Annotated in this window: 10 protein-coding genes and 1 pseudogene; 3 read left to right on the top strand and 8 right to left on the bottom strand. The window is 46.4% G+C overall.

Going from position 1 to position 15453, the window contains the following annotated elements; all coding sequences use genetic code 11:
- Window positions 1–31: 31 nt before the first annotated feature.
- The 7 genes from ACTNBR_RS12410 to ACTNBR_RS12380 form a co-directional block, all read right to left on the bottom strand.
- A complete protein-coding gene (locus tag ACTNBR_RS12410) occupies window positions 32–1243 on the bottom strand; it encodes an ATP-grasp domain-containing protein (protein WP_427808244.1) in 1212 nt (403 codons plus the stop codon).
- 105 nt (window positions 1244–1348) lie between these two features.
- A complete protein-coding gene (locus tag ACTNBR_RS12405; RefSeq protein ID WP_441018490.1) occupies window positions 1349–2578 on the bottom strand; it encodes a DNA polymerase Y family protein in 1230 nt (409 codons plus the stop codon).
- Between the two features lie 30 nt (window positions 2579–2608).
- Complete coding sequence (malQ, locus tag ACTNBR_RS12400; RefSeq protein ID WP_441018488.1) at window positions 2609–4183, bottom strand: 4-alpha-glucanotransferase; 1575 nt, start codon at window positions 4181–4183, stop codon at window positions 2609–2611.
- Between the two features lie 146 nt (window positions 4184–4329).
- Window positions 4330–5298, bottom strand: coding sequence for a Gfo/Idh/MocA family protein (locus ACTNBR_RS12395; RefSeq protein ID WP_441018486.1), 969 nt, complete (start codon window positions 5296–5298; stop codon window positions 4330–4332).
- Window positions 5299–5451: 153 nt separating this feature from the next.
- The gene (gene clpB / locus ACTNBR_RS12390) at window positions 5452–8055 is read right to left on the bottom strand and encodes an ATP-dependent chaperone ClpB (RefSeq protein ID WP_441018484.1); all 2604 of its coding nucleotides are present in this window, start codon (window positions 8053–8055) and stop codon (window positions 5452–5454) included.
- Between the two features lie 117 nt (window positions 8056–8172).
- Window positions 8173–9531 carry an MATE family efflux transporter gene (locus ACTNBR_RS12385; RefSeq protein ID WP_441042711.1) on the bottom strand — a complete coding sequence of 453 codons (1359 nt, stop codon included), beginning with the start codon at window positions 9529–9531 and terminating at the stop codon, window positions 8173–8175.
- Window positions 9512–10561, bottom strand: coding sequence for a LacI family DNA-binding transcriptional regulator (locus ACTNBR_RS12380; protein ID WP_441018480.1), 1050 nt, complete (start codon window positions 10559–10561; stop codon window positions 9512–9514). The genes ACTNBR_RS12385 and ACTNBR_RS12380 overlap by 20 nt, the downstream gene beginning before the upstream one ends.
- Before the next feature lie 244 nt (window positions 10562–10805).
- Here ACTNBR_RS12380 and ACTNBR_RS12375 point away from each other — a divergent pair, with 244 nt between their 5' ends.
- Together ACTNBR_RS12375 and ACTNBR_RS12370 are read left to right on the top strand one after the other, a co-directional pair.
- Window positions 10806–12158 (top strand): MATE family efflux transporter, encoded by a 1353-nt coding sequence (locus tag ACTNBR_RS12375; protein ID WP_441018478.1) that lies wholly within the window; start codon window positions 10806–10808, stop codon window positions 12156–12158.
- Between the two features lie 90 nt (window positions 12159–12248).
- The gene (locus tag ACTNBR_RS12370; protein WP_441018476.1) at window positions 12249–13571 is read left to right on the top strand and encodes a CapA family protein; all 1323 of its coding nucleotides are present in this window, start codon (window positions 12249–12251) and stop codon (window positions 13569–13571) included.
- Between the two features lie 35 nt (window positions 13572–13606).
- Here the strand turns inward: ACTNBR_RS12370 and ACTNBR_RS12365 are convergent, their stop codons facing one another.
- On the bottom strand, window positions 13607–14554 hold the full coding sequence (locus ACTNBR_RS12365; protein ID WP_441018474.1) for a radical SAM protein: 948 nt from the start codon (window positions 14552–14554) through the stop codon (window positions 13607–13609).
- Between the two features lie 166 nt (window positions 14555–14720).
- On the opposite strand from ACTNBR_RS12365, the pseudogene ACTNBR_RS12360 reads away from it, so the two are divergent.
- Window positions 14721–15239 (top strand): annotated as a pseudogene (locus tag ACTNBR_RS12360) ([citrate (pro-3S)-lyase] ligase); the annotation flags it as partial.
- Window positions 15240–15453: the final 214 nt, after the last annotated feature.

Below are 15453 nucleotides of genomic sequence, written 5' to 3'. Positions count from 1 at the left end.
TTATTAATTCTGTCCGCTTCTATTCGGATTATTAACTGTAATACTTTTTAAACTTCACAAAGTGACTCAGATGTGTCTTCGCCATCGCAAGGAAACGTCTTGGCTTCAAATCTCCTCTCATGAAAACCGGATTTACCATTTTCTTCTCTTTAATCAGCTTTCTGAGTTTTGCTTTGTTCGCCTCTTCTTTCACATATTTAAATGCGACTGCTTTCGGAACAACCATCCAGAGATGTTCATCTTTGGCCAGTTTAAGCTTTAATTCTTTGCCGTAAACATATTCTTCAACAATATATTTTGCCACATTGAATCCGGATCCCGTCACATAATAATTACTTCTTCCCTGCCGTGTATTGATCTCAAAGAACTTAAATTTGCCGTCTCTTTTGTCGTACTTGATATCAAAATTGGAGAATCCAACATAATGCAGGTCTTCCAGAAGATTCTTCACTTTCATCATCAGTTCTTCATTCGGCTCCGTAATGATCACCGCATGATTTCCCAGGCCGTGCGGAGTATGCTCCTCCAGAAGAACGTGTCCCAGACACATCATCTTCACTTTTCCGTTCCGATCCGAATAGGAAGTCAATACATACATGTATTCATCATTTCCCGGAATCATATCCTGGATAATCAGCTTATCTGTATAGCCGGCACCATAGATCTGACCAATCACGCGCTCCAACTCTTCCCTGTCTTTGATCGTATAGACTTTATTCTGTGTTTCAAACTCATGCTCCCAATACTGGATACTATCCGATGGTTTCAGAATCACCGGAAACTGGAAATTCATCTCAAAATCCATTCCCATGGATGCATCGTAAATCAAAGTGCCCGGATAATCCACCCCGTGCTTTTCACAGAGCTTATAGAATGTCTCTTTCTGCTGCAGGCTGTTCATCAGTTCAAAATCAATGTACGGAGCAATGATATTGTCAGCAAGCTCGCTCTTATGCTTACTGATCAAAGCCACATAACTGTCCCCACATCCGATCAGGACAATCTTTTTATCCGCATGTTTTTTTGCAAAATGATTAACCGTCTTAAGGAAATAATCATCGGTATCGATCTTCGGGTTCGGATGATATTCGATGATCTTACTGTTATAGCTTGGTCCCGTTGGGAATTTTCCGAATATATATGTCTTTACCCGGTATTGTTCATAAAAAGCACGCGCAACACTGTATGTGTTGATATCGCCCCCCAAAAGTACCGGGATAAATTCTTTGTCTTGAAATTTCATGATTTGAAAAACTGCTCCTTCCTGATTGATACATATCACTTGATTATAACGCAGGCGAAGTACCAGTGTCAAGGAATGACCTTCTATTTGTCACATCCATCACCGTCACTTCGCCTCTTTTTTCGCCAGATCACTTGCCTTTACAACGGCATCCTTCCCGTAGCGTTTGCAAATGCTCTCCATTGCAGTATTCAATTTCTTATGCTTTTCAGACAGCTTCGCTCTTTTCGTCTGTTCTGCAACAAACTCTGCATCGAACATACTAATCTGTTCCGGCTGTCCGCTATCCGTAAGCTTAGACGATCGGATACCGAGAAGCCGGATCGGTTCTCCACTCCAGAGTTCGTCAAACAGCCGGCAGGCCTCCTCGTATATCACCTGATCTTCATCAGATGGGCGCGCAAGCTGTTTTTGATGGGATACACTCTGGAACGTCGCGTATTTAATCTCCGTGCTCACCATGCTTGCTTTCTTGCCGGCTTTGCGCAGTCTTCTTCCCACACTCTGTGCGAGTTCGTAAAGCACCTTCACTGCCGCTTCGCGGGTAACTGCATCCTGCGGTAACGTCGTAGAATTTCCGATTCCTTTTGCCGCGGTCTCCTCAGACTGTACGGAAGAGTCATCCATTCCGTTCGCAAATTCCCAGAGCATACGTCCATGACTCTTCAAATGCAATTCCAGAATTGAAGGATCCGTCTGTGCCAGATCTCCAATCGTGGAAATTTCCAGTTTTTGCAGCGTTTCCACACTTGCTCTGCCTGCCATAAAGAGATCCTGCACCGGAAGCGGCCACATCTTCACACGGATCTCTTCCGGAAATAAAGTATGGACCCGGTTTGGTTTTTCAAAATCCGATGCCATCTTTGCCAACAGTTTGTTGCTGGAAATTCCGATATTCACCGTAAATCCAAACATCTCATATATTTTGTCCTTAATTTCAAAAGCGGCCGCCACCGGAGAAGCATATTTTCCTGCAATTCCGGTGAAGTCCATATAGCATTCATCCACACTGACCTGTTCGATCTCCTTCGTGTATCCTCGCAGGAATTCCATCAGTTTTTCGCTATAATTATGGTATAGTTTATGATCCGGCGGCTCCATATGAAGATTCGGACATTTCCGCATGGCATTTGCTACCGGTTCCCCGGTGCGGATTCCGAACTTCTTCGCCGGAATGGATTTTGCCAGAACAACACCATGGCGGGACTTCTGATCCCCGCCAATAATCGCCGGTATCGTACGAAGATCAAGCGCCGCCCCATTTTTCAGTTGATCCACAGCCGTCCAGCTTAAATATGCAGAATTCACATCAATATGAAAAATAATCGGACGCATGATTTTGCCTTCCTGTTAAACTTTTTATAGTTATACTTCTACTTTCTTTTCTTCTTCCATTTCTGTTTCCGCCGTATTTTCCGCTTCTGATTCTGTTTCTTCAACAACTTCTTTTCGCGGTCTTTCGGTACGGAAACTCCTGATTGTCAATTTTTTGATTTCTTTTAACAATTCATCTGTGACTTGTCCTTCTTTTAGACGCCACTTCCAGTTACATCCGAGCGTAGAAGGCTTGTTGATCCTTGCCTCATTTCCAAGTTTCAGATAATCCTGCAGCGGGATCACACAAAGATTTGCACTGCTCATCATCGCGAGCTTAATGATCTCCCAGTTGATTTCTTCCTCCCCGACTTCCTTATCGATATATTCAAAAAGGAATTCTTTCTGTTCTTCCGTGAGTGTCCCAAACCATGAAAGAAGGGTATCATTGTCATGCGTTCCCGTGTATACCACGCAGTTTCTGTCATAAGAATGCGGAAGATATCCCGTATCCTCGTCCGGTTCAAATGCAAATTCCAATACCTTCATATTCGGATAACCACTGTCTGCTACCAGTTTTTCTACGGATGGGGTCATAAACCCAAGATCCTCCGCGATCACTTCCCGCTTCCCAAGTTTCCGCTCTAAAGTCCGGAACAGATCCATCCCCGGTCCTTTCTCCCAATGGCCGCCCATTGCCGTCTCATCGCCAAACGGAATGGAATAATACTCGTCGAAACCTCTGAAATGATCGATTCTCACTACATCATACAACTTGTAGCAGTGCTCCATTCTTCGTGTCCACCATTCATAATCTGTATTCTTATGATAATCCCAGCGATAAAGCGGATTTCCCCACAACTGACCCGTAGCGGAAAATGCATCCGGCGGACAGCCTGCCACAGCAACCGGCAGATTGTCACTGTTAAACTGGAAGAGTTGCGGATTCGCCCATGCATCCGCACTGTCAAACGCAACATAGATCGGAATATCACCAATGATCTTAATCCCCTTATTATTTGCATATTCTTTCAGTTTTGTCCACTGCTGCAGGAATTTAAACTGCAGATATTTATAAAATTCAATTTCGAAATAACAATTTTCCCGATAATAATCAAGCGCAAATCCCCAACGGAGACGGATATCTTCAGCCCATTCATTCCACGCAGCTCTGTCAAAGCGTTCCTTTACTGCCATAAAGAGCGCATAGTCATCCAGCCAGAAAGCATTTTCCTGTATAAACTTCTGAAATTCCGGCACTTCATAAATTTTGCTACGCTCATACGCCTTATAAAGAAGTTTAAATCTTTCTTTGTAAATCTTCCCATAATCTAGACTTTGTGGATCATCTCCAAAATCACAGGCGTCACATTCTTCTTTGGTCAGCACACCTTCCTCGATCAGCTCCTCCAAATCGATAAAATACGGATTCCCCGCAAACGTAGAAAAGGACTGGTATGGTGAATCCCCGTAACTGGTCGGTCCCAGTGGGAGTATCTGCCAGTAAGACTGTCCCGCCTCTGCAAGTTTATCTACAAATTCATACGCCTCTTTTGAAAATGCCCCGATTCCATATTTGGACGGAAGGCTTGTAATGGGAAGTAATATTCCCCCTGCTCTTTTCATCTTTTGTTTCCTCCTGATTCCCGTCTGTATTGTTTCATTTACAGACTTTTCTCCTTTTAAAATCATACCATACATTCCATGTCATGGCTTTACAAAAAACTATACTTGTTTTCTCACTTTTTAGAGGTCTTTCTTCATTTTCCGTACTATTCACACGGATAAGTCATTCCCCACTGTTCTCGGATCGAATCCATCATCTTCATAACACGAAGCGTTTCACTGTGCGGCATCTCCGGACACTCTGTTTTCCCCTCTTCGATTGCCTTCATGCAGGAGATAACTTCATATTCATAGCCGTTGATCTGCTGCGGCCGTTCATATCTGGCAATCATCTTCCGCGCCAGATCAAACACCCTGATTTCTTCACAGTTGTTAATATTCTGCACTTCGATGTATCCCTTATCCCCGTTTATGACACCCTGGCGGTCCGTCTGCGCCAGCATGTCGCTGTGGAGAACTGCCATTTTTCCGTCCGCAAACGTCAGCGTAATGCTGTTCATCCAGTCAATGCCCGCAGGAGAGAGCACCGCTGTCGAAGTAATATTCTGCACGTCTTCATGAAATGCCATAAGAGCAAAATTGATCGGATACACACCCAGATCCAGAAGAGCACCTCCCGCAAGTTCCGGTTTCTGCATACGTTCCACATGCGGAAGTACGTAACCCAGATTCGCGGTCAACGAGGTCACCTTACCGATCACACCACTGTCTACAATCTCATCAATCATCTTTCTGCTCGGCATATATCTGGTCCAGATCGCCTCTGCCAGAAGAAGTCCCTTGTCCTTAGCCATCCGAATCAATTCCTCTGCCTGCTTAGCATTTACGGTAAATGCTTTTTCCACAAGAACATGTTTTCCGTGCTCAAGACACATCTTCGTGTGCTGATAATGATGAGAATGTGGAGATGCCACATACACCAGTTCCACTTCCGGATCTTCCAGCATCTCCTCATAAGAGCCGTATGCCTTCTCAAAATCCCATTTATCAGCAAATTTTTTTGCACGTTCAATTTCACGGCATGCAACTGCATATTTCTCTACCGCATCAATTCCGCTCACCGCTTCTGCCATGCTGTTAGCAATATTTCCCGCTGCCAAAATTGCGAATTTCATTTCCCTTTGTCCCCTTTCTTTGCACCACTAAACTCAGATAAAATTATTGTATCATAGACAAAAAGAAGACGCAAACTCCAAAAAGTCATTCTCATGATTCTTTTCGGGGTCTGCGTCCTATAGAAATCCTTTATGAAATTATTCTGTATTCATTTACTTTACTTCGCGAACTCTCTGCTTCACTCTTGCCTCAAGTTTTCCATCCACCTCATCGATCAGAATGGTGTCTCCGCTTCCCACATTGCCACCAAGGATCAGCCGTGCCGCCAGCGTCTCCACATTCTTCTGCAGATACCGTTTCAACGGTCTTGCACCGTACATCGGATCATAACCACCCTCGACCACATGCTGTTTTGCAGCCTCTGTCAGTTCTACATCCAGCTCCTTATCTTCCAGACGTTTATTCACATCCGCAACCAGAAGATCAATGATAGAGTAAATGTTGTCCTTCGTCAGTGGCCGAAACATGATCGTCTCATCCAGACGGTTCAGGAATTCCGGCCTGAAGTGTGCTTTCAGATCATTCATGACCATCTGCTCTGCTTCCGGCTTGATGCTGCCGTCCTCATCAATACCGTCCAACAGATATGTGGATCCGATATTGGAAGTCATGATCAGGATCGTGTTCTTAAAGTCCACAGTCCTGCCCTGTGAATCGGTGATTCGTCCGTCATCCAGAACCTGAAGAAGCACATTGAACACATCCGGATGTGCCTTTTCCACCTCATCAAACAGAACGACCGAATACGGTTTTCTCCGCACGGCCTCAGTCAGCTGTCCGCCTTCGTCATATCCGACATATCCCGGAGGCGCTCCGATCAAGCGGGATACAGAATATTTCTCCATATACTCACTCATATCGATACGCACCATGTTGTTCTCGTCATCAAACAGGCTCTCTGCAAGTGCTTTGGCAAGCTCCGTCTTACCTACACCGGTAGGGCCAAGGAACAGGAACGAACCGATCGGCTTCGTCGGGTCTTTGATTCCTGCCTTGGAGCGGATAATCGCTTCTGTAACCTTCTGCACACCTTCATCCTGACCGATCACACGCTTATGCAGTTCCTTGTCAAGATTAAGCGTCTTACTTCTCTCACTTTCATTCAACTTCGCCACCGGAATTCCGGTCCAACGAGAAATGATCTTCGCGATCTCTTCTTCGGTCACGCTCTCATGAACCAGAGACATATCTTCGTCTTTTACCTTCTCTTCTTCCGCTTCCAGCTGCTTCTGAAGCTGTGGCAGGCGTCCATACTGAAGCTCAGCCGCCTTGTTCAGATCATACTGTTGCTGAGCCGTCTGAATTTCCCGGTTGACCTGTTCAATCTGTTCACGAAGTTTCTGCACGGATTCAATGGAACGCTTCTCATTGTCCCACTGGGCTTTTCGCTTTGCAAACTCTTCCCTGTGTTCTGCCAGATCCTGCTGCAGATGCTGCAGTCTCTCCTGACTTAACCGGTCATCCTCTTTCTTAAGAGCAGCTTCCTCGATCTCCAGCTGCATGATCTTTCGATTCAGCTCATCCAGCTCTGTCGGCATAGAATCCAGTTCTGTCTTAATCAGCGCACATGCTTCATCCACAAGGTCGATGGCTTTATCCGGCAGGAAACGATCGGAAATATACCGGTTCGACAAGGTTGCGGCTGCCACAAGTGCTCCGTCTGTAATCTTGACTCCATGAAATACTTCATAGCGTTCTTTCAGTCCACGCAAAATCGAAATCGCATCTTCCACCGTAGGTTCATCCACAGTAACCGGCTGGAAACGACGTTCCAACGCTGCATCTTTCTCAATATACTGACGATACTCATCCAGTGTGGTTGCACCGATACAGTGGAGTTCACCTCTCGCCAGCATCGGCTTCAGCATATTGCCGGCATCCATAGCACCTTCACTCTTGCCGGCCCCAACGATCGTGTGAAGCTCATCAATGAAAAGAATAATGTTTCCATCGCTATTTTTTACTTCCTCAAGAACCGCTTTCAAACGTTCCTCAAATTCACCACGATACTTCGCACCGGCAACAAGCGCTCCCATATCCAGAGCGAAAATCTTCTTATCCTTCAGTCCTTCCGGCACATCACCACGAACGATTCGCTGTGCAAGGCCTTCCACGGCCGCCGTTTTACCGACACCGGGTTCACCAATCAGAACCGGATTATTCTTCGTCTTGCGTGAAAGAATCCGGATCACATTCCGGATCTCTGCGTCACGCCCGATAACCGGATCCAGCTTCTGCTCTCTCGCACGTTCTACCAGATCCTGTCCATATTTATTCAGTGTATCATACGTTGCTTCCGGATTATCGCTGGTCACTCGCTGATTTCCTCTTACCGTAGAAAGTGCCTGAAGGAATCCCTCTCTCGTCACTCCCAGTTCTCTGAAAAGTGCCTTCATATCCCGGCTGGCATACTTCATAAGAGCAAGGAACAAATGCTCAACGGAAACATATTCGTCTCCCATCTGCTTCGCTTCATCCTCACCGTGAACCAACACATTATTCAGATTCTGCCCGATATACATCTGACCGCCCTGAACCTTCGGACGCTTCCTCAGGGCTTCCTCCACACGGTTGATGATCGTTTCTTTCGAAATCCCCATCTTTTCAAATAATTTCAAAATCAAACTGTCATCGATCGTAAGAAGAGCATATAATAAATGTTCCTGCTCAACCTCCTGATTGCCGTAGTCCATCGCTACTTTCTCGCAGCCCTGAACTGCCGCCATGGAGCTTTGTGTAAATTTGTTAATATTCATAACACACGCCTCCTTTATAAAAACTGATACAAATAGTGTACTCAGAACAACCCTTTTCTTTGTTCTAGTTGCAATATAACACTAATTATTAGCACTGTCAAGGGTTGAGTGCTAATTTTATAAAGAATTTAAACTCCTCATCCATTTCTTCTTTCTAAAAACCACTAGCGACATTCCAAACCTCACGCACTCCTCAAGCGACAAAATGAAATACACATACGGTATCTCCAACTTCCACACAAACGCGCTAAGAAGCCCCAGCGGCACTCCGAAAATCCAGGTTCCGATAAAATCAATCCACATCACATAGTTCGTCTTTCCGCCGCTTCGGATGATACCTCCGCCCAGTAACATATTCTGGACCTTCACCGGCGCAATCAGAGCATAGACGATCAGAAGCTGAACCGCCGTTTTATGAACTTCTGCCTCGACATGATAAATCTGCACATAAAATCTGCTCACTATACAGATAGCTGCCGAAAACGCCAATGATCCACACAGTCCATAAATCATCAGCCTCTTCGCTTCCCAATATGCCCGGTCATATTCTCCCGCGCCAAGCGCCTTTCCAATCAGGATAGCGGCCGCCTGGGACAATCCGCTCAGCGCTCCCATCATCAGTGTCTGGATCGGGATCGTCAGAGTCATGGCAGCACAAGCGGCTGTCCCGATATTACCGTAAATCGCAGCATATACATTTTCCCCAAGACTCCACAAAAATTCGCAGATGATGATCGGGCACAAAATCCTAAGGAACATTTCTGCATATTCTCTTGTCATTCTTCCTTCCGTTTTCAGACGAATCTCATTCCTCCTGCAAAAATGAATTCCAAATCCGATTGTAATCAGGCAAGCCGTCCACTGCGAAATCACGGTTGCTGCCGCAGCTCCTCTTACCCCGAGCTGCGGCAGCCCGATTTTCCCGAAAATAAGCAGATAATTCAAAGCTGTATTCAGAACTGCTGAGGCCATACTCGCATACAGCGGAAACATAGCCGCTTCCATACAGCGCAGCAGCGTTGAGAGGATCGATACGATTGCCATCGGGACAAAGGCCAGCGCCAGAATCCGGAGATATTCTGCTGCTATCCCTCTCGTCACTTCATCCTTCGTGTACAGCCACATAATCTGTCCCGGAAAACACATGCTCACAAAAACCGCAAGCATGGCAAGTCCCAGCGCAAGCTTCAGATTCAGTCGAAAGCTCCGCCCCATCTCGCCCGCATCCTTTTGCCCGATATACTGGGAAATCATGATTCCTGCCACGGCAGCAACCGCCCCCAGAAGCACCGTATACAGCGAAGAAAACTTTCCACCAAGCCCTACGCCCGCTATACTTGCACTTCCCAGTCTGCCGATCATCATCTGATCCACCACACTGAAGGATGCCTGTAAAAGCGACTGCAGTGTGACCGGAACGGCAATTTTTAATACCGTTTTGTAAAATGGTTCTCTGCTATTTAGAGTCTTCACCATATTTTCCTCCACTCTTCTTTTTCAGCTCCATCATTTTCACGCTTCCCCGTTCCACAAGATACACCGGAAGCCGCACCGTCTGCTCATCCCAAATTCCCTGCTTCAATTTACTGAGGAGCCTCACCGCCTGCTTTGCCCTCTCTTTTGTGTCCTGCCGCACACTTGTAAGTTCCGGGCTCACCCTCTCACAGAGCGGGCTGTCGTCAAAACCTGCCACAGAAATATCATCGGGCACACAGATCCCCTGTTCCTGAAGGCTGTGCATCAGTTCCGCCGCGTAGAAATCCGACACAGCAAAGACAGCCGTGTATTCCAGGATCTCTCCCAACCTTTCCCGATACATCCTCTTTCTTGCTTCCTTCTCAAAAGGGATCTGCAGAAATCCCACTTTTTCCTCTCCCAATGCCGCCTTGCAGCCTTCGATCCGTTCCTTATCCATGCAAATATAATTGTCAGCAATACACAAAACCTTCTCGTGCCCCATTCGTTTCAGATATTCTCCCATCTGTCGCCCGCCGTCATAATCATCAATGCTCAGATTACAGATACCCTCCGTCTCCCCAAAATATCCGTCATATACAACAAACGGAATGTGCATGGATTCCCGAAGTTTCTGATAATCCCGGTCACAGAAACCGATCAGGATCAGTCCTTCCATATTCCACATCGAAGCGATGCGGACGATTTCATTCCAGTCCGTCAGTGTCTCAACCATCATAAAAAACCCGGCCCGGTGTATTTCCTGCGACAGAGAATTCAGTGCGGCGGAAATAAAACAGTCCTCCAGCACATGTCCCTCATATTTTTCATGATTATTGATGATGACACCCACGATCCTGGAACTGTTCTGCGCCAGAAGAATCCCCGCCATATTCGGTATATATTTTTTCTCTTCCAGAAGTGCCTGAACCCGTTTCACCGTCTCATCCGAGATCTTTTTCGTCTTTCCGTGAATCACATTGGATACCGTCGTCGTACTGAGTCCCAGTTTCTCCGCAATGTCTGCGATCCGCACTCTTCCCTGTTCCATCGCACTTACCTCTCATTCTATCCGATTCTTTTTACTAACCCCTTTTTTCATTTTCATATGATAAAGTATAATAAAAGCCCTGTATTTCCGAAAGAGGTTAAACGCATAACCTATTCCAAAAATCAGGGACTTAATTTGTAAAATATATACAAACCATACGGTTTTCTTTCTTTTTTTCGACATCCATGCTAGAATAAGAAAGTATGCTTTTGTGCATTAATTTCATGTTTGGGGTATGATGATTATGAGAAAAACAAAAACACTGGACCTTACGCGCGGTCCTATTTTTAAAACACTGGCCGAACTGGCTCTGCCTATTATGGCTTCTTCCTTTCTCGGAACTGCCTACAGCATCACCGATATGGCATGGATCGGTATGCTCGGCTCCAAAGCGGTCGCAGGAATCGGAGTCGGAAGCATGTTCGTCTGGCTGTCCCAGGGAGTGGTCGCTCTCGCCCGGATGGGCGGTCAGGTTAATGTGGCTCAATGCTGCGGCAGAAATGATACGGAAGAAGCAACACACTACGCCTCCTGCGCGCTCCAGCTTACGATCGTGTTCGCGGTTCTGTATGCTGCTTTCTGTTTGATTTTCATGAAACCGTTGCTTTCTTTTTTTAACCTGTCCGACGCAGAATCATATGCTGCCGCAGCAATTTACATGAAAGTAACCTGTGGACTCATCCTGTTTTCATTTTTGAGTCTCACACTGACCGGGCTCTTTACGGCTCAGGGAGATTCCCGGACCCCCTTCCTTGCCAACCTGATCGGGCTGGTCGGCAATATGATCCTGGATCCGCTTTTGATCTTAGGTGTCGGACCCTTTCCCCGTCTGGAAGCAATGGGTGCTGCAATTGCAACTGTGACGGCACAGTTTCTGGTTATGTCGGTCATGCTGATCCACATCCTGCGTTCGAAAAACGAGAAAAATGTTTTGAAAAAACTAAAACTATTCTCGCTAAGTCCGGGCAAATACTATCGTTCCATCTGCCGAATCGGGCTCCCGACCGCGCTCCAGAGCAGCCTTTACTGTATGATCTCCATGGTTCTGACACGCATGATCTCCGGATTTGGAGCTGCCGCAGTCGCAACGCAGCGTGTCGGCGGACAGATTGAATCTCTCTCCTGGAATACTGCCGACGGATTCGGAGCTGCGTTAAATGCCTTTGTCGGGCAAAATTACGGTGCAAAGAAATCCGACCGTATTCGCAAAGGATATTCGATTTCCCTGCGTATACTGGTAGTCTGGGGTGCACTGATCAGCGCTGCATTTATTTTCCTTCCCACCCCGATCTCACACCTGTTCTTCCATGAAGCACAAGCCATCCGGATTTCTGCCGAATATCTGGTCATTCTTGGTTTCAGTGAGATCTTTATGTGTGTAGAGCTCATGACAGTCGGTGCACTCTCCGGTCTTGGAAAGACCACGCTCTGCAGTTTGATCAGTATCACGCTGACCGGAGTCAGAATTCCACTGGCCATATTCCTTACCGGCAGCGGAATGGGACTGTCCGGTATCTGGTGGGCCCTGACGATTTCATCGATAGCCAAGGGAATCCTCTTTTTCCTGACCTTCAAGTATACAGAACGCAAACTGTGATGTGCTTTTACTTGCGAAATACTCCCCGGTATTCTATACTGAAAATATAGTCACATTTTGTCGAATATCATCGATGAGGGAGAATACAAAATGGCAAGAAGAACACGAAAACGTAAATCAAAAAAGAGCAATAGAATTGTTTATATTCTTTCACTGATCCTTCTTTTGCTGCTGATCCTGGATGGATTTGCTGTCAAAGACTGGTTATCCGAGAACAGGCAGAATAAGGAAAAACTGCCGGTTGCCGCTTCGCCGAACGATTCCGGGACAACACTTCAGACTGAAGACTCGTCCGATGTGGTCAAAGAAGATGTTATTTCCACAAAAGAGGTATCCTTGATGGCCGTCGGCGACAATCTGATCCATACCGCCGTATGGCAATCCGGCCTGCAGCCAGACGGCACTCACGACTATACGCTTCTCTACAGCGACCTTGCACCCTATCTGGAGACATGTGACCTGAAAGTCATCAATCAGGAAACCATCTTCGGCGGTGATGAAAAAGGACTTCAGGATTACCCTGTCTTCAACTCTCCCCAGGCGATCGGAGATACGCTGGAGGAAGTCGGATTCAATGTTGTCCTGCATGCTTCCAATCATGGTTTTGACATGGGCCTGGACGGATTACTGAACTGTGTTTCATTCTGGAAGAACAGCCATCCCGATATGACAGTTCTGGGTATTTATGAAACTCAGGAAGAACAGTCCCGGATTCCGGTGATTGAGATAAACGGAATTAAATTTGCACTGCTGAATTATACATACAGCCACAACGCAGAAACCTTCAGCACGAAGGCTGAAGGTCATCTGAATATGCTTTATAATTATGACGCCAATTCGCGATACATCGATTTTAACACGATTCATCCGCAGGTTCTTGACGATATCCGCCGCGCAGAATCGGTGGCTGATTTTACCATTATATTTCCGCACTGGGGCATCGAATACACAATGGAAGCAACTTCTCAGGAAATTGCTTTCGCCCGCCAGATGACGGAAGCCGGTGCCGACCTGATCATCGGAACACATCCTCACGTGATCCAGCCGGTTGAATGGGTTACCGCCGATAACGGGAACCGCGCACTTTGTTACTATTCTCTGGGCAATTATACTTCAGCCCAGGACGGTGTGGCCCAGATGCTTGGCGGCATGGCCAATCTTACCATCGTGCAGGATGAATCCGGCACTTACATCCGCGAGGACAGTATCAAGGCAATTCCGTTAGTGACACATTTTATTTATCCCGGATGGACCGGATCCAGTGTCGTAGAAAGCACCTATCTTCTGGAGCATTATACAGAAGAGCAGGCCGCCGGACACGGACTTCGCAATGCCTGGGGTATCGTTCTGACAAAAGACGAATTACTGTCTCTGGCACAAGATACATTTGGAGAATATCTCAGCATGGAATAACCCGTGCTGAGATATTCTCTTTTCGCTCATCCGGTCTAAACCGTCATTCTCTTCGCATCTTCCATTTCCCAAAGTGCTCTGCGATCCTCACATTTTTCCAGATCCGGGCACTCACCTCGTACATATGCATAAACCGGTTTTTGCTGCTCATATTCCGCAATCGCCTGATCCAGTTTTGCCAGCATTCTTTCTCGGTCTCCCGGAAGAGTTCCCTTTACTCTGACTTCAATAAAATCATGAAATCCGTCATACAGAATCCCGTTCCCTTCCAGATGTTCCAGAAGACAGCGTTCCTCACGCAGATTTTCCACCTCATCGGCAGGCACGAACGTGCCGTCTTCGATATGTCGGTACAGCGGCACTTCCTGATGAAGAAACATCGAAAAATTCACCACATGTCTCGGATGCGCACGGTTCAGGAAATCCGCAAGTGCTTCTGCATTTTCCGTCCCTCTTCCTTTGCCGGCCACTCCTGTCATGATATGCGCATCGAACAGCATCCCGGCTTTCTGGATTCTCTCAATCGCAGTTATCGCCTGTTCCTGATTATGATCCTTCTCCATAAACTTCAAAACGTCATCCAGTCCGCTTTCAATCCCCAGATAAAGATGACGCACTCCGTTCTTGTATAGCATTTCCAGTTCTTCATCCGATTTTCTCAGAATGCTGGTCACGGTTGCATCCATATTGATGCACTGACATTCCGGAAAATATACGTGGATTCTGTCCAGAATCTCCAACAAATGTTCCGTTTTCAATCCGAACGCATTGCCGTCCCCCAGGAAGATTTTTTTCGGATTTCCACCAAGTCCGGCGACTCTCTTAAGTTCTTCCTCAATCTGCTCCATCGGCAGTTCCCTGTACTTCAGATGCCGGAACAAATTGCAGAACTTGCATCGGTTATAAGAACACCCTACCATAACCGGAAGCATAAATGACGCTCTCTCCATAGGAGCACGGCATATCTGACCTTCATAATTCATATTCATTCACCTCACATACTGACGCTTTCATTCGTTCTTACACAGACCTTTTGCTTTTCTGCTTTCAGTATAAATTCATTTTCCTCTCAGGTCAATTGCATACCTGATTTTCTTCGCAAATCCCGTCATTCCATATCGGTATATTCAAAAATTGAAGGAGAAAACCATGTCTGATTATTATATTGCAACGATACCGAAAGATGATATCCGGGTCAACCGGCAGATCGATCAGCTTCTCACTGCAGAGGGCATACGGCGCGACGCCCATCTGGACTACACCTGCGCCATGTTTGATGAAGACCTAAATGTCATTGCAACCGGAAGCTGCTTCGGCAATACCCTGCGCTGCATGGCAGTGAGCAGTGTCCATCAGGGAGAAGGTCTCATGAACCAGATTGTGTCCCACCTCATGGAAGTACAGTTTGAACGTGCAAATACACATCTGTTTCTCTATACCAAATGCAGCTCTGCCTAATTTTTCGGCGATCTTGGTTTTTATGAGATTGCGCGCATTGATGAACAGATCGTTTTCATGGAAAACCGCAAAACCGGATTCTCCCGCTATCTTCAGAAACTTTCTTCTGAGAAAAAAGATGGAACTCGCGTTGCGGCACTGGTTATGAACGCCAATCCTTTTACATCCGGTCATCAGTATCTTGTCGAAAAAGCCGCCTCGGAAAACGATGTTCATCCACTAGTGACATGCTCCCACTACTTAAGCCCTAAAGCTTTGAAGTAGGGGCTTCTTACTCAATAGCCCGATAGGGCTAAGTATCAATAAGCTATCTCCGCGTGCCCCGCGGTTCTTTTCTGCCCGGTTACGGGCATATTTCAGGCGCAGTTATGCGCATAAAATTCTTTTTCCTTCTTCACGGATATTGATCGCTGCATTCACATCC

Origin of the sequence: Bariatricus sp. HCP28S3_F11, assembly GCF_052065395.1 — a bacterium.
Lineage (GTDB): Bacteria > Bacillota > Clostridia > Lachnospirales > Lachnospiraceae > Allocoprococcus.
Note: the sequence above shows the minus strand (reverse complement) of the source record. Positions and strands in the feature narration are given on the sequence as shown.